The sequence below is a fragment of the Clostridium rectalis genome, from assembly GCF_900626095.1.
GTDB classification, from domain to species: Bacteria; Bacillota; Clostridia; order Clostridiales; family Clostridiaceae; genus Clostridium_AS; species Clostridium_AS rectalis.
Genome location: NZ_UYZZ01000011.1, coordinates 1 through 18732, shown reverse-complemented (window position 1 = coordinate 18732; position 18732 = coordinate 1). Strand labels below are relative to the sequence as shown.

Annotated in this window: 18 protein-coding genes and 1 pseudogene; 18 read left to right on the top strand and 1 reads right to left on the bottom strand. The window is 29.1% G+C overall.

Annotated elements, in window-relative coordinates; all coding sequences use genetic code 11:
• Nucleotides 1-365 precede the first annotated feature (365 nt).
• From EJL03_RS14255 to EJL03_RS14170, 18 genes are all read left to right on the top strand, one after another.
• Nucleotides 366-1649: a glycosyltransferase family 2 protein gene (locus tag EJL03_RS14255; protein WP_243108727.1), complete on the top strand. Its 1284-nt coding sequence runs from the start codon at nucleotides 366-368 to the stop codon at nucleotides 1647-1649.
• A 153-nt stretch (nucleotides 1650-1802) separates the two neighbouring features.
• Complete coding sequence (gene ftsA, locus EJL03_RS14250; RefSeq protein ID WP_125154644.1) at nucleotides 1803-3077, top strand: cell division protein FtsA; 1275 nt, start codon at nucleotides 1803-1805, stop codon at nucleotides 3075-3077.
• A 15-nt stretch (nucleotides 3078-3092) separates the two neighbouring features.
• Nucleotides 3093-4202, top strand: coding sequence for a cell division protein FtsZ (ftsZ, locus tag EJL03_RS14245; RefSeq protein WP_125154643.1), 1110 nt, complete (start codon nucleotides 3093-3095; stop codon nucleotides 4200-4202).
• Nucleotides 4203-4352: 150 nt separating this feature from the next.
• Complete coding sequence (gene spoIIGA / locus EJL03_RS14240; RefSeq protein WP_125154642.1) at nucleotides 4353-5156, top strand: sigma-E processing peptidase SpoIIGA; 804 nt, start codon at nucleotides 4353-4355, stop codon at nucleotides 5154-5156.
• 18 nt (nucleotides 5157-5174) lie between these two features.
• Entirely contained in the window at nucleotides 5175-5882 is a 708-nt protein-coding gene (gene sigE, locus EJL03_RS14235) for an RNA polymerase sporulation sigma factor SigE (protein ID WP_125154641.1), read from the top strand.
• Nucleotides 5883-5957: 75 nt separating this feature from the next.
• Nucleotides 5958-6731 (top strand): RNA polymerase sporulation sigma factor SigG, encoded by a 774-nt coding sequence (sigG, locus tag EJL03_RS14230; protein WP_125154640.1) that lies wholly within the window; start codon nucleotides 5958-5960, stop codon nucleotides 6729-6731.
• Nucleotides 6732-6837: 106 nt separating this feature from the next.
• Nucleotides 6838-7101 (top strand): YlmC/YmxH family sporulation protein, encoded by a 264-nt coding sequence (locus EJL03_RS14225; RefSeq protein ID WP_125154639.1) that lies wholly within the window; start codon nucleotides 6838-6840, stop codon nucleotides 7099-7101.
• A gap of 78 nt (nucleotides 7102-7179) precedes the next feature.
• Nucleotides 7180-7635 (top strand): transcriptional regulator NrdR, encoded by a 456-nt coding sequence (nrdR, locus tag EJL03_RS14220; protein ID WP_125154638.1) that lies wholly within the window; start codon nucleotides 7180-7182, stop codon nucleotides 7633-7635.
• Between the two features lie 169 nt (nucleotides 7636-7804).
• Complete coding sequence (locus tag EJL03_RS14215; protein WP_125154637.1) at nucleotides 7805-8500, top strand: response regulator transcription factor; 696 nt, start codon at nucleotides 7805-7807, stop codon at nucleotides 8498-8500.
• Nucleotides 8501-8516: 16 nt separating this feature from the next.
• The gene (gene pnpS / locus EJL03_RS14210) at nucleotides 8517-10226 is read left to right on the top strand and encodes a two-component system histidine kinase PnpS (protein WP_125154636.1); all 1710 of its coding nucleotides are present in this window, start codon (nucleotides 8517-8519) and stop codon (nucleotides 10224-10226) included.
• 197 nt (nucleotides 10227-10423) lie between these two features.
• Nucleotides 10424-11290, top strand: coding sequence for a phosphate ABC transporter substrate-binding protein (locus EJL03_RS14205; protein ID WP_125154635.1), 867 nt, complete (start codon nucleotides 10424-10426; stop codon nucleotides 11288-11290).
• A 36-nt stretch (nucleotides 11291-11326) separates the two neighbouring features.
• Nucleotides 11327-12220 (top strand): phosphate ABC transporter permease subunit PstC, encoded by an 894-nt coding sequence (pstC, locus tag EJL03_RS14200; RefSeq protein ID WP_125154634.1) that lies wholly within the window; start codon nucleotides 11327-11329, stop codon nucleotides 12218-12220.
• A complete protein-coding gene (gene pstA, locus EJL03_RS14195; protein WP_125154633.1) occupies nucleotides 12221-13108 on the top strand; it encodes a phosphate ABC transporter permease PstA in 888 nt (295 codons plus the stop codon).
• Nucleotides 13109-13120: 12 nt separating this feature from the next.
• Entirely contained in the window at nucleotides 13121-13870 is a 750-nt protein-coding gene (gene pstB, locus EJL03_RS14190; protein ID WP_125154632.1) for a phosphate ABC transporter ATP-binding protein PstB, read from the top strand.
• A gap of 33 nt (nucleotides 13871-13903) precedes the next feature.
• Nucleotides 13904-14560 (top strand): phosphate signaling complex protein PhoU, encoded by a 657-nt coding sequence (phoU, locus tag EJL03_RS14185; protein ID WP_125154631.1) that lies wholly within the window; start codon nucleotides 13904-13906, stop codon nucleotides 14558-14560.
• 124 nt (nucleotides 14561-14684) lie between these two features.
• Nucleotides 14685-15311: a DUF47 domain-containing protein gene (locus tag EJL03_RS14180; protein WP_125154630.1), complete on the top strand. Its 627-nt coding sequence runs from the start codon at nucleotides 14685-14687 to the stop codon at nucleotides 15309-15311.
• Nucleotides 15304-16305: an inorganic phosphate transporter gene (locus EJL03_RS14175; RefSeq protein ID WP_125154629.1), complete on the top strand. Its 1002-nt coding sequence runs from the start codon at nucleotides 15304-15306 to the stop codon at nucleotides 16303-16305. Before EJL03_RS14180 ends, EJL03_RS14175 begins: the two co-directional genes overlap by 8 nt.
• A 172-nt stretch (nucleotides 16306-16477) precedes the next feature.
• Nucleotides 16478-17617 carry an acyl-CoA dehydrogenase family protein gene (locus EJL03_RS14170; RefSeq protein WP_125154628.1) on the top strand — a complete coding sequence of 380 codons (1140 nt, stop codon included), beginning with the start codon at nucleotides 16478-16480 and terminating at the stop codon, nucleotides 17615-17617.
• A gap of 95 nt (nucleotides 17618-17712) precedes the next feature.
• Here EJL03_RS14170 and EJL03_RS14165 read toward each other — a convergent pair.
• Nucleotides 17713-18732, bottom strand: a pseudogene (locus EJL03_RS14165) (IS3 family transposase); the annotation flags it as partial.

Sequence of the window (18732 nt, the reverse complement as noted above, 5' to 3'; positions counted from 1 at the left end):
TAAATTAAGGATTTACCAGAAAGATTCGTCTTTTTTATGAAGCTTACTTAAATCTACATAAAATATAAGTTCGTAGCGCCTCATAAGGCTCTACCCCCTTTTGCTGTGAATATATTACAGCTAATATTTTGATAGTATATATTATAATATATACTGGAAATAAATTCAAGTCATAAAAAGCATTAAATTTCAGTATTTTATCATAATAATATAGAATACATTTTAAATAAATTAATAATTCTTTATATAGCTTTATATTAATCAAATTTATAATTTGATATAAATTATTTTAAATATTTATGCTTAGTCTATAGTAATTGTAGCATATTTATGCTAAAATAACTGTGAATTAGGGGGGATTTTTAGTGGAAATCTTTTATAATATAATACATGATGTATCACGTATTATTACTATTACTGTATTTATAGTTTCCATGTATTATTTATGTATATCCTTTTTTGGAATATGGAGAAAAAAGGACAATAGAAAGGTAGAACCAGAAAAAAAATTTGCATTAATTGTAGCAGCTCATAATGAAGAAATAGTTATCGGAAATATAGTAGATAGTTTAAACAATTTAGATTACCCCAAGGAACTATATGATGTATATGTTATTGCAGATAATTGCACGGATAAAACAGCTAGTAAGGCAAAAGAAAAAGGTGCCATTGTATACGAAAGATTTAATAAAGATAAAAGAGGCAAAGGCTATGCATTAGAATGGATGTTTAAAAATATTTTTGATATGGATGATGAAAAATATGATGCTGTAGCTGTTTTTGATGCAGATAATTTAGTTCATAAAAATTTTTTAAGAGAAATGAATAAGAAAATGTGTGATGGGTATAAAGTTGTTCAAGGATATTTAGATAGTAAAAATCCTGATGACACATGGATAACAGGAAGCTACTCTATATCATTTTGGACATCAAATAGAATGTTTCAATTATCTAGAAGTAACCTTGGGCTTTCAAGTCAATTAGGTGGAACAGGATTTTGTATAGACACTGATATATTAAAAGAATTAGGTTGGGGCGCAACCTGCCTTACAGAGGACTTAGAGTTTACTTGTAAATTAGTTTTAAACGGCTATAGAGTAGGATGGGCTCATGATGCTATAATATATGATGAGAAGCCATTGACATTGACACAATCCTGGTTTCAAAGAAGAAGGTGGATGCAAGGATTTGCAGATGTAGCTGGGAGATATTTTTTTAGACTTTTAAAAAAATCTATAAAAAGCTTTAGTTTTACAGCTCTAGATTGTGCTTTATATAGTATTCAACCTATAATAATAATTCTTTTTGGTTTTTCTATGATTGTTGGTGGAACAAATTATATTATGAAGGCTTTTGATTTTGTATCTAATATTAATGCTTTGGGATCGTTATATTCTATGAATTTTGGAATGATTACTATAGCAGGTGTGCTGATTACAATATTGCAGTTTATATATACTCCATTTATACTAGTTCTTGATAAGAAGTTGGATTTTAAAATATTCTGGTACTATATATTATATCCTATATATTCTATAACTTGGTTACCGATATCCATTCAGGGTATACTGCGCAAAAATGACAAAGAATGGAGCCACACATTACATACTAGAAATGTGGATATACAGGAGTTAGAAAAAGCCAACTAATAAAAAAAGAAAGATTAGTGAATCTTTCTTTTTTTAAATCATAAATACAATGGATGGTATATAAAATTAAAATTTTTAATACTGTTAGAGGAAAATAAATTTTTTTGTTGAATATATACTTTGTAATGGTTCTCTTTAAGGGGGGAAAGACTGATGAATGAATATGTAGTAGGAATCGATATAGGATCTTCTAAAATATGTGCTGCAGCTGGTAAGCTTGACAGGTTTGGGAAAATTCAAGTTACAGGGATTACTTCAGTTAGCTGTAATGGAATGAAAAAAGGTATTGTAGTTGATATAGATAATACAGCTGAATCTATTAAAAACTGTATAGAGCAGTTGGAAAGAATGATAGATTATAAAATTACAGATGCCTATATAGCAATTCCATCAGAAATTTGTGAGTTAACCCTAAATAGAGGAGTAGTAGCGGTATCGTCAGAAGATAGAGAAATAAGGGAAAATGATGTAGAAAGAGTTTTAAAAGCAGCTAAAATTATAACTATATCATCCGATAAAGAAATTATAGGGGTAATTCCGGAACAATTTATTGTAGATGGTTACGATAATATTATGGACCCTATAGGCATGAGTGGAGTGAGGTTAGAAGTTGATGCACAGATAATATTATCTCAGTCTACTGTAATAAGTAATATATTTAAAAGTATAAAGAAGTCAGAAATAAATGTTAAGGGTATGGTTTTTCAACCATTAGCTAGTGCAAATGTTGTGTTAAAAGATGAAGAAATAAAAATGGGGACTGTTCTTTTAGATGTTGGCGCAGAGTGTACTAATATTACAGTTTTCAAAGATGGAAGGTTATTGTTTACTGATGTAATAGCATTAGGAGGAAATACTATAACTAATGACATATCTGTATGTTTGAAAATACCATTTTCAGATGCAGAAAAGTTAAAAACTAAATACGGAAATGTTAATAATAAAACTTCAGGAGAAGATTTCAAAATAAAAATAGACACAAACTATGATAATATAATAGAAGTAGAATATAGTATATTGTCACAAATTATAAAAGCTAGAGTGGAGGAAATCTTATACCTTATAAAAAAGAAATTGATAACATGTGGACAAATTGATGAAGTATCAGGAGTAGTCATAGTAGGAGGAGGTATAGCTTTAATAAAAGGAAGTAGCGATTTATGTAAAAATATATTAAATAAACCAGTGAGAATAGGATATCCTGAATATGTAGGTGCTGCTAGTCCAGTATATGTTTCTGCAGTTGGAATAGTTAAAGATGTTATATATTCAGGAAAGGTAAAGTTGTCTAAAGGGAATGTTTCAACAGATGATCATGAAGATGATTATAAATCTACATGGGATATAAGAAATGAAGATTATTCTGATGAAGAAAAAGGCAATGGGATATTAACAAAAATAAAAGAATTTTTCACAGATTTTTTCTAATGAGGAGGTATTATTGTGCTAGATTTTGATGTAGATGTAAAACAATTTGCTCAGATAAAGGTAATTGGTTGTGGTGGCGGAGGTAATAACGCAGTAAATAGAATGATTAAAGAGGGATTAAAGAATGTTGAATTTATTGCTATAAATACAGATAAACAAGCGTTAATGTTGTCTCAGGCTTCTCAAAAAATACAGATAGGGGATAAACTTACCAAAGGTTTGGGAGCAGGTGCGAACCCTGAGATTGGAGAAAAAGCAGCAGAAGAAAGTAAAGAGGAAATTTCACAAGCAATTAAAGGAGCAGATATGGTATTTATTACTGCCGGAATGGGTGGTGGAACAGGTACAGGTGCTGCCCCTGTAATAGCAAACATAGCTAAGTCTATGGGAATACTTACTGTAGGAGTTGTTACAAAACCATTCCCATTTGAAGGAAGAAAAAGAATGTTGCATGCAGAGATGGGGGTTAATAAGTTAAAGGAGAGTGTAGATACATTAGTAACTATACCTAATGAAAGGTTATTAAGCATAGTTGATAAGAAAACTACACTTATGGATTCTTTTAAGTTGGCTGATGATGTTTTAAGACAGGGTGTACAAGGTATTTCTGATTTAATTACTATACCTGGACTAGTAAACTTAGACTTTGCGGATGTAAGAACTATAATGACAGATAGAGGACTTGCACATATGGGCGTTGGTAGAGGTTCAGGCGATAATAGAGCCCAAGAGGCAGCTAAGCAGGCTATATCTAGTCCATTACTTGAAACATCAATAGTAGGAGCTACAGGTGTACTATTAAATATAACCGGTGGTGCAGATTTAGGATTGCTTGAGATCAATGAAGCAGCGGAAATTGTTCAGGATGCTGCTGATCCAGATGCGAATATTATTTTTGGTGCTGTAATAGATGAAAACTTGAAAGATGAAATAAGAATAACTGTAATAGCTACTGGATTTGAATGTGAAAAGGAAAAGGGAAAAGAAAAGTTTAATATAAATATTCCAGATAATTCATCAAAGGAACAATCTAATAATGAAGCTGCTGCATCTAAAGAAGAGGTAGAGAGTTATAATGAGAATGATTTGGAAATCCCAACATTCTTAAGAAGACAAAGAAGATAATTTAAAGATTGTAAAAAATCTGATCTTGAAAATAAGGTCAGATTTTTTTATTTTATTGGCGTATTTTAAAAAATAAAAAAAGGAATTAATATTATAATTTGACAAAATTTTGAAGAGAATAGGTATATAATAATTTTAGAGGTGAAGAGTGTGATCATTTACATGGATTTATTAATTTTAGAAAATTTTATTGTAAATAAATTTTTACTTTACCTAACAGCCCAAACTGTAAAAGTTAAAATAAAACAGTTTGATATAACCCTATCTGCTTTTATTGGTAGCCTATATATTCTAGTAATGTTTTATGATAAAAAAGGTTACTTTATTAGCATTTATTTTAAAATACTTTTAGCATTGGTTATGACTTATATAACATTTAGAAAAAAAAATTTATTATTTAATATAAAAACAACAATTATTTTTATACTTTATACTATGTTACTAGCTGGGCTTTGTGTATTTATAGAAATGAATAAAAATAATAATCCAATAGAAGGTACAGCAGTTATATATAATTTTTCATATAAAAAACTTATGCTATCTTTAATGATTATTTATTTAGTTATAAATAGATTATTAGCATTCATAAAGGATAGAAGAGATAGTAATTGTTATTTGTATGATGTGGATATAGTACTAAGAAGTTCTAAAACAAAGGTAAAGGCTTTTTTGGATACAGGAAATGAATTAGTGGAACCTGTGACGAATTTACCAGTAATAGTTGTACAAGAGGATATATTTAAAGATATAGATATAAAAGATTATAGTAATTTTTACATACCTTATAAAGTAGTTAATGGGGCAGGGGGAAGATTAAGGGCTATTAAACCAGAATGTATAAAAATATATAAGGAGGAGCAGATAGAAGAAAAAGATGCTTTAATAGCATTTAGTAATGAAAAGCTTAGTGATACTGGAGATTACCAAGCATTGTTATCAAGAGGAATATTATAAAAAATAGGGGGAAATGTGATGCTAAAGTTAAAAATTCTATTAAATAATATACTTTCTAAATTAAAAATATTTACTAGAAAGATATATTACATAGGTGGTAATGATGCACTTCCTCCACCACTTACAAAACAAGAAGAAGAGGAGCTAGTATATAAACTTGTATGTGGTGATGAAAGCATAAGAGCTACACTTATAGAAAGGAATCTGAGACTAGTAGTATATATAGCAAGAAAATTTGAAAATACCGGAGTAAATGTTGAAGATTTAGTATCAGTTGGAACTATAGGATTAATTAAGGCAGTTAATACTTTTAACCCTGAAAAGAAAATAAAACTTGCAACTTATGCATCTAGATGTATTGAAAACGAGATATTAATGTATTTAAGAAGAAATAGTAAAGTTAAGGCTGAAATCTCATTTTATGAACCACTAAATGTAGATTGGGATGGAAATGAGTTACTACTTTCAGACATTTTAGGAACAGATAATGACGTGGTATATAATCTAATTGAGGATGAAGTAGACAAGCAACTCTTATTTATTGCTATGGACAAGTTAAATAACAGGGAAAAAGAAATTGTTAATTTAAGATTTGGATTAGGTGGTAAAATAGAAAAAACTCAAAAAGAAGTGGCGGATATGCTTGGTATATCACAATCTTATATATCAAGGTTGGAAAAAAGAATAATTAAAAGATTAAAAAAAGAAATAAATAAAATGTTATAAAACTTGTCCTTTGAATAAAAATCAGTTTCTCTGGAAATAATTAAAATGCAATCACTCAGAAGGGACTGATTACTGATGATGATTAATAAGGTTGAAATTTGTGGTGTAAATACTTCTAAATTACCTGTATTAAAAGAGAAGGAAATGCATGATTTATTAATTAGAATAAGAAATGGAGAGGCTGGGTGTAGAGAAAAATTTATTAAGGGGAATTTAAGACTTGTTTTAAGTGTAATTCAAAGATTCAATAATAGAGGAGAAAATATAGATGACTTATTTCAAGTAGGATGCATTGGACTTATTAAGTCAATTGATAATTTTGATTTAAGTCAGAATGTAAAATTCTCTACATATGCAGTTCCCATGATAATTGGAGAAATAAGAAGATATCTTAGGGATAACAATTCTATAAGAGTTAGTAGATCACTTAGAGATATCGCTTATAGGGCTTTACAGGTAAGGGATAGGCTAATTGCTAAAGATAATAAAGAGCCTACAGTATCACAAATAGCTAAAGAATTAGATTTACCAAGAGAAGAAGTGGTGTTTGCATTAGATGCAATACAAGATCCTGTATCGCTATTTGAGCCAATTTATCACGATGGTGGGGATGCAATATATGTTATGGACCAAATAAGTGATAATAAGAATGTAGATGATAGCTGGTTAGAAAATATATCTATAAAGGAGGCAATGAAAAAATTAAATGACAGAGAAAAATTAATACTTACCTTAAGATTTTTCGATGGGAGAACTCAGATGGAAGTTGCAGATGAAATAGGTATATCTCAAGCACAGGTATCAAGACTAGAAAAAACTGCATTAAAGCACATGAGAAAATATGTTTGATTATATAAAAACCCATATCATAAAATTTATGATATGGGTTTTTATTAGTCATTATAATAAATTTTTTTTCATAGATATATATATAAGTGTATAGGAGGGGTTTTAGATGGAAGGAGCTTTTTATTCATTAAATAGTTTGAGAACTATGGAAGTTATAGATGTGAATTCAGGAGCAAAGATGGGTTGTATTAAAGACCTAAAGATAGATGCTAGTGTATGCAAAATACTAGCAATAATATTGCCTTCTCAAAAAATATCATGGTTTGGAAAGAATAATGATATGGAAATACCTTGGTCAAAGGTTAGAAAAGTTGGAATAGATGTTATTTTAGTTGATGGAAATGAATACTTAATTGATAAATCAGAGTAGAAATAAAGTTAAAAAAGTGTATAATAATATAGTATAAACATATTTTAATTAAGCTTAAATTGAGAAGGCGGGAGATGTATGAAATGTCCATATTGTGGATATAATGAAAGTAAAGTTGTAGATTCAAGATCAACGGAAGATGATATGTCTATAAGAAGAAGGAGAGAATGTTTTAAATGTACCAAAAGATATACCACCTATGAAAAAATAGAGAATGTCCCAATATTAGTTATAAAAAAAAATATGAGTAGAGAGTATTTTGATAGGTCTAAAATAATAAATGGGCTTATAAAGGCTTGCCAAAAAAGACCGGTTTCCAGAAAACAAATAGAAGTTATAGCAGATGATGTTGAGAAAAAGATTAATAATCAGATGTTGACTGAAGTTAGATCAGAGTGTATTGGCGAAATGATAATGGACAATTTAAAAAAAATTGATGAAGTGTCTTATGTAAGATTTGCATCTGTGTATAGGCAGTTTAAAGATGTGAATACTTTTATGGAAGAAATTAAAAGACTAATGTCAGATAAATAAAATTACATAATTTTTTACATAAGCTTTATGGTAAACATAAAGCTTATTGTTATTTAATTTAATGTTAAGATACAGTTAATAAAGTAAAGTTTTAAAATATATATTATATTGTAATAAAAAAATGTTAGAATATAGATAAGTATAAATAGTAATAAGTAGGAGGTAAATTATGGCCAAAGAAAAAGTTTTAATTGTGGATGATGAAGAACATATAATAGAATTATTAAAGTTTAATTTAGAAAAATCAGGATATACTGTGTTATATGCGGATAATGGTATAGATGCATTAAAAATAACTAAGCAGGAGCAGCCACAACTTATTTTGTTAGATTTAATGCTTCCTGAAATGGATGGATATGATGTGTGCAAGGAAATAAGAAAAGATGATGTTATATCCACTACACCTATAATTATGATAACAGCAAAGGGGGAGGAATTAGATAAGGTATTGGGTTTAGAATTAGGAGCGGACGATTATATTACTAAACCTTTTTCTGTAAGAGAGCTTATTGCTAGGGTTAAGGCTGTGCTTAGAAGAACTAGTTTTCAAGTTATTGAAAGAGGATATAAATTTGGAAATATAGTAATTGATTTTGATAGGCATGAAGTAATAAAGAATAATAAAAGGATAGATTTAACTTTAAAAGAGTTTGAATTACTGGAAATATTGGTAAAAAACAAAGGAAGAGTTTTAACTAGAGATTTTTTATTAGATAAGATATGGGGGTATGAATATATAGGAGAAACTAGAACTGTGGATGTACATATAAGACATTTAAGACAAAAAATTGAAGAAGATGATAAAAAGCCCAAATTTATTGATACTATTAGAGGAGTTGGATATAGATTCAATATTTTTGAATAACGTTAGGTGATGATAAATGAAGAAAAAATTAATGATGTATATGTTAACTACATTAATGTTGAGTTTAGCTATAGTTATAACTTTGTTTATAATAATTGCTAATTATCAGTACGTTGAAAACACTAAAAAGGTTTTAAAATCAAACAATGAATTAGTTATTAATATAATTAATACTCAAAAAGTAAATGAAATGGACAAATTTGCAAAGGATGTATTTTTAAATAATGAAATTAGGGTTACTTTTATAGATAAAAATGGTAATGTAATAAGTGATTCTATTATTGATAAAAAGGAAATGAAAAACCATAACAATAGAGAGGAAATTAAAGAAGCAAGAAAAAAAGGATATGGATATAAAATAAGGCATAGTGAATCAACTAATAGTGATACTATGTACTTTGCTACGGTTTTTAAAGAAGGTTATATTATAAGAAGTTCTGTTCAAATGAATATTCTTACGGGTTTTGAGGGCCAATTTATTAAATATTATATTTTTGTAGCTGTACTTGTTATATTAATGTCCTTTGTATTTTCATCTAAATTATCTATAGGGATTGTTAAGCCGATAAAAGATTTGGAATTTATAACTACTAGAATAGCAACTGGAGAACTTGACAGAAGGGTCAATATAAATTCTCAAGATGAAATTGGACAATTGGGAGATACATTTAATAATATGGCTGAAAAATTACAATTGACATTAAACGATGCATTAGATAAGCAAAATAAGTTAGAGGCTATTTTAAAAAGTATGGATGGTGGAGTTATAGCTGTTGATACTAATTTTAAGGTTATAATGATTAATCCTTATGCAAAAGAGATATTTGGAATAGATAGGGATATAATAGGAAAAAATCTATTAGATAATATAAGAAATTTTGAGTTGGAGAATTTGTTTAGAAATATATGTGATGATTACAGACAAATGAAGATACTTTGGCCCAAGGAGAGGGAGCTTAGAATCAAAACCGCAGATATAAATAATGGTAAACAACTTATAGGCACTGTAGCTGTAGTACAGGATGTAACAGATATAAAAAAATTAGAGAATATGAGGTCACAATTTGTTGCTAATGTATCTCATGAATTAAAAACTCCGTTGACATCAATTAAAGGATTTGCGGAAACTTTAAGATATGTAGATGATAAAGGTAATAGAGATAAATTTTTAGAAATTATAAATGATGAGGCAGAACGGCTTACAAGACTTATTAATGATATTTTAACTTTATCGGATATAGAAACAATTAAAGATAAAAAAGAAGAAATTATAGATGTAAATGAGACCATAAATAATATATGTTACCTTGTAAAAAACTATGCTGATAAAAAAAATGTAAAGTTACATACAAATTATAATAAAAATGTAATGATATTAGGGGATAAAGATAGATTTAAACAAATGATAATAAATTTAGTAGACAATGCTATAAAATATAATAATGATAATGGGGAAGTATTTATTAATGTTTCTAAAAAGGATAACAATTGTATAATAAGAGTGAAGGACACAGGGGTTGGTATACCAGAGGAACATGTAGATAGAGTTTTTGAAAGATTTTATAGGGTTGATAAAGCTAGAAGTAGAGCTCAAGGTGGAACAGGATTAGGTCTTGCCATAGTAAAACATATAGTATTAGGCTTTAAGGGAAGTATTAATGTTAAAAGTGACATTGGAGAAGGAAGTATATTTACAGTAGTAATACCACTAAAGGACTTTAACTAGATAGAAATATGAATAATTACTATATTAATGGAGAATTTAAATTGTAGGAAGAAACTACAATTTAAATTTTTTTGTTAAATTTTAATTAACAAAATAAAATAATATTTAACACAGGGATAATCAATACTTAACTTCTGTGTAGTAATCTAATTTATGTAATATAAATTATTAAATTTATTAAATGGAGGTTTTTGTATATGAAAAAGAAATTATTGAAAATATTAACAAGATCTCTTGCTATGATAATAATATCTTGTAATCTCATGGCCTGCGGAAAAGAAAGTAAAAATACGACTGATACGGTTGGCATGATTACTATAGCAGGGTCTACAGCCTTAAAACCTTTAGTAGAAGAAACTTATAAAGGTTTTAAGAATAGGTATACAGATTTAAATATAAGTATACAAGGGGGCGGTAGTGGAGTTGGTATAAATCAAGTACTAGAAGGATCAATTGATATTGGAAATTCAGATGTATTAGCAGAATCAAAGATAAAAGAAAGAGCAAGAGAACTAGTTGATTATAAAGTATGTGGTGTAGGGTTTGCAATAGTTGTAAACAAAGATGTGAAAATTGATTCTTTAACTAAAGCAGAATTACAAGATATTTTTACAGGTAAAATAAAGAATTGGAGAGAAGTTGGGGGAGAAAATTTAGCTATAAATATAATAAATAGACCTAAATCCTCTGGTACAAGGGCTACATTTAGAAATACAATAATGGATAATAAAGATGAGCTAGAAGGACTTGGAACTATCCAGGATTCTAATGGTAGCGTAAAGGAAACAATAAAAACAACTGAAGGAGCAATAAGTTATTTGGCCTTATCTTATCTGAACCTTGATACAGATAACAATGTTAAAATTTTAAAAATTAACGGCATAGTGCCTTCTAAAGATAATATAGTGTCTAAAAAGTATCCATTTTGGTCCTATGAACATATGTACACTAAAGGAGAGGCTAAAGGTGCAGTAAAATCTTTTATTGAGTATGTAAAGGGAGAGGAAAATAATCATACAGTTGAAAAATTAGGGTATATTCCTATTTCGGATTTAAATAAATAATTATGATTTAAAAATTTTTATAAAGGTTGAGGATATATGTTTAAAAGTGAAAAATATAAAAAAATAAAAACAGAGTATATAGGAAAGTTATATGCACTAATCTGCGCTATGGTTATTATTATTTTAACTTTGAGTATTATATTTTTTATCGGAGTTAAAGGATCAAGTCTTTTTATTAAAGGAAATTATACTATTAAGGATTTTTTACTTTCAACAAAATGGAACCCAGATTCTACTAATCCACAATTTGGAGCCGCAATTTTTATAACTGGATCTATTCTAGTGTCAATTGGAGCTGTGATTATAAGTACTCCTATTGGCTTAGCAATAGCCATATTTATGAATTACATTTCTCCTAAAGTAGGTAAAAATATATTACAACCAGCTTTAGAACTCTTTGTAGGTATTCCCTCTGTAGTTTACGGATGGATTGGAATAAAAGTATTGATTCCCTTTATAAAATTAAATTTTTCAGGTATAGGTTTTAGTTTAATTGCAGGTATTTTAGTATTAAGTATAATGGTAATGCCAACTATAGCAAGTCTGTCCTATGATACATTAAAATCAATACCTAAATATTATTTAGAAGCCTCTTATGCATTAGGAGGGACTAGATGGCAAACTATTAGGAATGTAATAATTCCTGCTGGGAAAAGTGGTATATTAACTGCTATAGTATTAGGACTTGCTAGAGCTTTTGGGGAAGCTCTTGCAGTACAAATGGTTATAGGAAATGCTATAAAAATGCCAGAAGGGCTATTAGATCCTACAAGTACACTAACTTCTATTTTAACTATGGATATGGCAAATACTGTTACAGGTACTCCTTGGAATGATGCTTTATGGGCATTGGCTTTGATACTTTTAATTGTTTCATTTATATTTATATTTATGATAAGGATTATAGCAAAAAGGGGGGAGGCAAGGTAAATGGATGAAAAAATTAAAGATAAAGTGTGGACAGGGATTTTATATATAATATCTTTATTTGTAGTGGTTTTATTAATGTCTTTAATTGGATATATTTTTGTAAAAGGAATTAGATACTTGACTTTAGAATTTTTATTTGGGAGTCCTAAGATAGGAGAAGCAGGTGGGGGAATAGGACCCCAATTATTTAATTCTTTTTATATGTTAATAATTGCGTTGCTAATAACTATTCCACTTGGGATAGGAGCTTCAATATATCTTTTTGAGTACGCTAAAGAAGGTAAATTATTAAATTTTATAAGACTTTGTATAGACACTATGGCTTCTCTTCCATCAATTGTGGTTGGATTATTTGGACTTTTAGTATTTGTAAAACTTACTGGATGGGGATTTACTTTACTATCAGGAGCCTTGGCTGTTTCTATAATTAATTTACCTGCGTTTACAAGGGTTAGTGAAAGTGCTCTAAAATCGGCCTCTGTTGGAGTAAAAGAGGCTAGTTTAGGATTAGGTGCTACTAGATTTCAAACAATTTTTAAAGTTATCTTGCCTTCTGCGATGCCACAAATATTAACAGGAGTTATATTAGCCTCTGGAAGAATATTTGGAGAAGCAGCGGCATTAATATATACTGCCGGTATGAGCGCACCTATGCTGTCATTTTCACCAGATAAATTATTTAGTAGCAACTCACCATTTAGTTTATTTAGGCCAGCGGAAACTTTATCAGTATATATATGGCAAATAAATTCTGAAGGCATGGTACCAGATGCCAGTAGAATAGGAGATGGCTCTTCAGCAGTGCTTATATTAATGGTTTTATTTTTTAATTTATTTGCCAGGTTTATAGGAAAAAAAGTATATCAATCATATACTGGGAAAAAATAGGGGGGATATTGTATGCATATTATAGAGACTAATAATTTAAATTTATTTTATGGTGAAACGAAGGCATTAAACAATATTAATATAAATATAGGGAAAAATTTAGTTACGGCTCTTATAGGTCCTTCGGGTTGTGGAAAATCTACGTTTCTTAGAACATTAAATAGAATGAATGATTTGATAGATGGTGTGAAAATAGAGGGAAAAGTTATTTTTAAGGGAAAAGATATATACAAAGATTATGATGAGATAGATTTAAGAAAAAGGGTAGGTATGGTATTTCAAAAGGCAAATCCATTCCCGATGTCAATATATGATAATGTTGCATATGGTCCTAGATTACATGGTATAACTGATAAAAATGATTTAGATGAAATAGTGGAAGAAAGTTTAAATAAAGCGGCCTTATGGGAGGAAGTTAAAGATAGAATGAAGAAAAATGCATTAGGGCTGTCAGGAGGTCAGCAACAAAGATTATGTATAGCTAGAACTCTTGCAGTTGAACCAGAGGTACTTTTGATGGATGAACCAACATCTGCATTAGATCCAATTTCAACATTGAAGATAGAGGAGCTTATGGACACTTTAAAAAAGGAATATACAGTTATAATTGTAACACATAATATGCAGCAGGCAGCTAGAATATCTGATTATACAGCTTTTTTTCTAACAGGGGAATTAATTGAATTTAGTAAAACTTCTGATATATTTTATAAGCCTAAAGATAAAAGGACAGAGGATTATATTACTGGGAGATTTGGTTAATTGTTTAAAGTGATATTATGAGAGGTGATAATTTTGTCAAGAAGTACATTTGATAGAGAACTTTATGAATTGCATAATGATATACTTAGAATGGGAAGTGTAGTTGAGAAACAAATACATGAATGTATTGAAGCTTTAATACATCACGATGTAAGTTTAGCAAGGAATATAATAAATGATGATGATATAGTAGATAATATGCAAAGGGAAATAGAAGATAAGTGTATAAAACTTATAGCAAAGGAGCAACCATTAGCAACAGATTTAAGGAGGATATTTACTACAACAAAGATTGTAACGGATTTAGAAAGAATGGCAGATCATGCAGTGGATATAGCCAAAATTGCTATTAGATTAAAGAATGAAAATTTTATAAAACCAGTAGTAGATATACCTAGAATGTCCGATATAGTAAAGGAAATGATAAGGGAGTCTTTAGATGCCTATGTAGAAAGTGATGTTGAAAAAGCTTATAAAGTTTGTGAAGAGGATGATAAAATAGACGATATATATAAAGGAGTATTTAATGAAATGCTACCTATGATGGCTAAGGATAATAACACTGTCAATCAAGCTACCCAATTTTTGTTTGTATGTAAATATTTAGAGAGAGTAGCGGATCATGTTACTAATGTATGTGAATGGACAATTTATATGGTTACTGGAGAACAAAAGGATTTAAATGAATAATTATAAGGCAAGGGTTGGTAAATTTACCGACCTTTTTATTATATCTTATGTTTAATAATATATTGAAATGTGATATACTTTAAGAAGCGTAAATATTACAATAAAGTACATTAGGAGGCATAAAATGTTTAAAAAAGCTGCAAAGGAAGATGAATTTTTTACATTATTTGAGGAAATTGCCCAAACTGCCTTTAAAGCAGCAGGTATGTTAGAAGAGTTTTTAGGTGATTTAAGGGATTCAGAAAAAAAATTACAGAAGTTAAAGGAAGTGGAGCACGAAGGAGATAATCTTCAACATAAAATAATAGAACAACTAAACAAAACATTTTTAACACCCTTTGATAGAGAAGATATATATATGATAGCAAAGGATATGGATGATATTATAGATTACATAGAATCTACAGCTAGTAGATTTGTAATGCTTGATGTAAATTATTCTACAGAGGAAGCTAGACTTTTAGGAAATATGATATTTAAAGCATGTGAAGAATTAATTGATTTAATGAAAGAATTTAAACATATGAAAAATAATAATAATATAGCAAAAGGAATTATTGAGATAAACAGAATAGAAGAAGAAGGGGATAAGGTATCAAGAAATGCTATAAGGAATATTTTTATTTCAAAGGATATGGAAGTTTTAGAAATTATTAAATGGAGAGAGATATATCAGTTTTTAGAAGATACATTAGATGCTTGTGAGGACGTAGCTAATGTAATAGAAGGAGTAGTAATGAAAAATGCTTAGTGGAACTTTTACATTAACTATAATAATAGTAATTTTAGCGTTAACATTTGACTTTATTAATGGATTTCATGATAGTGCAAATGCAATTGCTACATGTGTATCCACACGTGTTCTTTCTATGAGACAAGCTGTTTTAATGTCAGCCATATTTGATTTTATAGGGGCTTTTACTAATGTAAAGGTTGCACAAACTATTGGTAAAGGTCTTATAAATCCAGAAAGTATATCCCAAAATGTTGTTATAGTGGGATTAGTTTCTGCTATAATATGGAATGTATTTACTTGGTATTTTGGACTTCCTAGCAGTTCTTCTCATGCATTAATAGGTGGACTTATAGGATCTGCCATTGCTTTTTCAAAATCTTTATGTATAATAAATTGGTCTAATTTTTTTTGGAAAGTGGTATTATGGTTATTTTTATCACCAATTATAGGATTTATAGCAGGCTATATATTCATGAGTATTTTAAATATAATTTTGAGAAAACAAAGACCTGCAACGGTTACAAAGATTTTTTCTAAGGCACAGGTGGTTTCTGCTATGATGATGGCTTTAAATCATGGATCTAATGATGCACAAAAATCCATGGGAGTTATAACTATGGCTCTTATGAGTGGGGGAATTATTAATGAATTTCACATTCCTCTTTGGGTAAAAATTAGTTGTGCTACGGCTATGGCATTAGGTATAACAGTAGGGGGAGAAAAAATTATAAAAACAATGGGACATAATATAGCAAAATTAACTCCAGTAAATGGTTTTGCAGCAGAAACAGGAGCTGCTGCAGTAATTTTTACGGCTACTATGTTTAATGCACCTGTAAGTACAACACACATTATATCTACATCTATAATGGGAGTATCGGCATCTAAAAGGTTTTCCTCTGTTAGATGGAATATAGCTAGTAATATAGTAAAAGCTTGGGTTATAACTATTCCTGTATGTGTGGTTATAGCAATGGCTATAACTTCATTTATGAAGGTATTTATCTAGTTTAGATTTATAAAAAAAACTATTGATGAACTTAATTCATCAATAGTTTTTTTATTCATATTTTATTGGAAGGGTAATATAATGGTAATGAATACCAAATAAAGGAAAAAGAATTGGGTAGCCATAAAGGCTAGCCTAAATAAAATTCTTTTAAAATAAGGGGGAGTTATATATGGATTTTAATTTAACAAAACAGCAGGAAATGGTAATAGATATGGTAAAAAAATTTGTAGAAAAGGAACTAAAACCTATAGCTATTGAAAACGATGAGAGTGCCGAATTCCCTATAGAATCATATAAAAAAATGGGACAAATGGGTCTTATTGGGTTGCCTTATGCTAAAGATTATGGTGGACAAGGAGGAGATTATTTATCTTATATTCTAGCAGTTGAAGAAATTTCAAAGGTACATGGAGCTATGGGAATTTCTTATTCAGTAAATACATCACTTTGTTCAGGAGCAATATATTGTTATGCTTCTGAAGAACAGAAAAAGAAATATCTTCCAGATATATTTTCAGGGAAAAAGTTAGGATCTTTTGGATTAACAGAGCCTGATGCAGGATCAGATGCAGGAAATGCCAAAACTACAGCAGTAAAGGAAGGTGATTATTATGTATTAAACGGATCAAAATGTTTTATAACAAATGCACCTTTAGCGGACGTTTTTGTGGTTTTTGCTATAACAGATAAAACAAAAGGATCTAAAGGTGTATCTGCATTTATAGTAGAAAAAACATACCCCGGGTTTTCCATTGGAAAACTTGAAAATAAATGTGGTATAAGAGCAGCACAGGTATCCGAACTTATTTTTGAAAACTGTAAAGTGCCAGTGGAAAATTTAATTGGCAGAGAAGGAGATGGACTAAAAATTGCTTTTAATACTTTAGATGCTGGAAGAATAGGAGTTGCGGCTCAAGGTCTTGGAATAGCAGAGGGAGCTTTCGAAATAGCTAAAAATTATATGAAAGAGAGAAATCAATTTGGAAAACCTTTATATAAAAATCAATATTTGAGTTTTAAGATGGCAGAGCTAGATTTAGAAATAGAGGAGGCAAAATATATATTGTATAAAGCTGCTATGGATAAAGAATTAGGCAAACCTTATTCTGTTTCTGCTGCTAAAGCTAAACTTGCATGTACGGACTTAGCTATGAGAGTTACTGTTGATGCGGTACAGATGCTTGGAGGTTATGGTTATATGAGAGAATATAATGTAGAAAGAATGATGAGAGATGCAAAGATAACTCAAATATATGAAGGAACAAATGAAATACAAAAAATGATTATAGGTGGAAGTTTATTTAGATAATTATATAAAAACAATTATAAGATTATAAATTATAAAAAAGCTGTTGATAATTAAAATGTACCCTTTGTCAAGGACATATTAAAAAAAAACTAACTCTAAACAAGATGATCTCTGTATTGTGCAGGAGTCATCTTGTTTAGATTCCATTGGTATCTATAATTGTTATAATATCCTATATAGCTATCTATTGCTGATTTTACTTCCTCAAGTGTATTACACTTTTTAATATCTAACTCATCTTTAAAATGTCCAAAAAATGATTCTTGAGGCGCGTTATCCCAAAAATTACCGAATCCGGACATAGATTGGATTAACCCCATTTCTTTAACTAATTTTTGAAACACTGGACTTGTGTAATGAAATCCTTGGTCTGAATGAATAAGTGCATTACTATGTAATTTAACAGAATTATTATTCTTAAGATTTTCCATAGTATCTTTAGCTATATCGAGTTTTAAACTGTCGGAGACAGCATACGCTAAAATTTCATTAGTTGATCCATCTTTAATAGTTGATAAATAAGCTCTTTTTCTGTTTTTATAAGTTAAATATGTGATATCCGTTAATAAAATTTTTCCAGGTGTAGCTTGTTTAAATCTACGATTTAGTAGATTAGGCATAGCAGAATGTTCCTTCGTTGCTTTCACCATTCGTCTATAAGGATTTGCTTTTCTAATAGGGCAAAAAATATTATACTTTTTCATTATTCGCCTAATACGCTTTAAGTTATAAACTATGTTAAATTCATTTTCTAAAACCATTTTAATTTGCCTAGCACCTTTTTTACGCCCTTTAAAGTTAAATGCCTTTAAGATATTTTCTTTCACAAGATTATCAGTTAAATTTTTTTCGCTCTAATAGATTTAGAGTTTTTAGAAAAATATCTATAATATCCTGATTGTGAAACATTAGCTAACTTACATAAATGCGATAGCATTCGGTTAAGTTTATATTTTTTAAGAACATTCCTAATAATATTGAATTTATCTTTAGATTGTATAATTATTTCTTCTTTAACACCTTCCTTTCTAACATTCCTAGCTTTTTTAGTAATTCATTTTCAGCTTTTAATAGTTTGTTTTGAACTTGAAGACGAGCATATTTTTCTTCTATAG

Excerpts from the sequence above, each read along its gene's own strand:
- EJL03_RS14205 (WP_125154635.1), top strand. The coding sequence starts at position 10,424 with ATGAAAAAGAAATTATTGAAAATATTAACAAGATCTCTTGCTATGATA.
- pstC (WP_125154634.1), top strand. The coding sequence starts at position 11,327 with ATGTTTAAAAGTGAAAAATATAAAAAAATAAAAACAGAGTATATAGGA.
- EJL03_RS14170 (WP_125154628.1), top strand. The coding sequence starts at position 16,478 with ATGGATTTTAATTTAACAAAACAGCAGGAAATGGTAATAGATATGGTA.
- ftsA (WP_125154644.1), top strand. The coding sequence starts at position 1,803 with ATGAATGAATATGTAGTAGGAATCGATATAGGATCTTCTAAAATATGT.
- pnpS (WP_125154636.1), top strand. The coding sequence starts at position 8,517 with ATGAAGAAAAAATTAATGATGTATATGTTAACTACATTAATGTTGAGT.
- nrdR (WP_125154638.1), top strand. The coding sequence starts at position 7,180 with ATGAAATGTCCATATTGTGGATATAATGAAAGTAAAGTTGTAGATTCA.
- pstB (WP_125154632.1), top strand. The coding sequence starts at position 13,121 with ATGCATATTATAGAGACTAATAATTTAAATTTATTTTATGGTGAAACG.
- sigE (WP_125154641.1), top strand. The coding sequence starts at position 5,175 with ATGCTAAAGTTAAAAATTCTATTAAATAATATACTTTCTAAATTAAAA.
- EJL03_RS14225 (WP_125154639.1), top strand. The coding sequence starts at position 6,838 with ATGGAAGGAGCTTTTTATTCATTAAATAGTTTGAGAACTATGGAAGTT.
- pstA (WP_125154633.1), top strand. The coding sequence starts at position 12,221 with ATGGATGAAAAAATTAAAGATAAAGTGTGGACAGGGATTTTATATATA.
- sigG (WP_125154640.1), top strand. The coding sequence starts at position 5,958 with ATGATGATTAATAAGGTTGAAATTTGTGGTGTAAATACTTCTAAATTA.
- EJL03_RS14175 (WP_125154629.1), top strand. The coding sequence starts at position 15,304 with ATGCTTAGTGGAACTTTTACATTAACTATAATAATAGTAATTTTAGCG.
- EJL03_RS14180 (WP_125154630.1), top strand. The coding sequence starts at position 14,685 with ATGTTTAAAAAAGCTGCAAAGGAAGATGAATTTTTTACATTATTTGAG.
- EJL03_RS14215 (WP_125154637.1), top strand. The coding sequence starts at position 7,805 with ATGGCCAAAGAAAAAGTTTTAATTGTGGATGATGAAGAACATATAATA.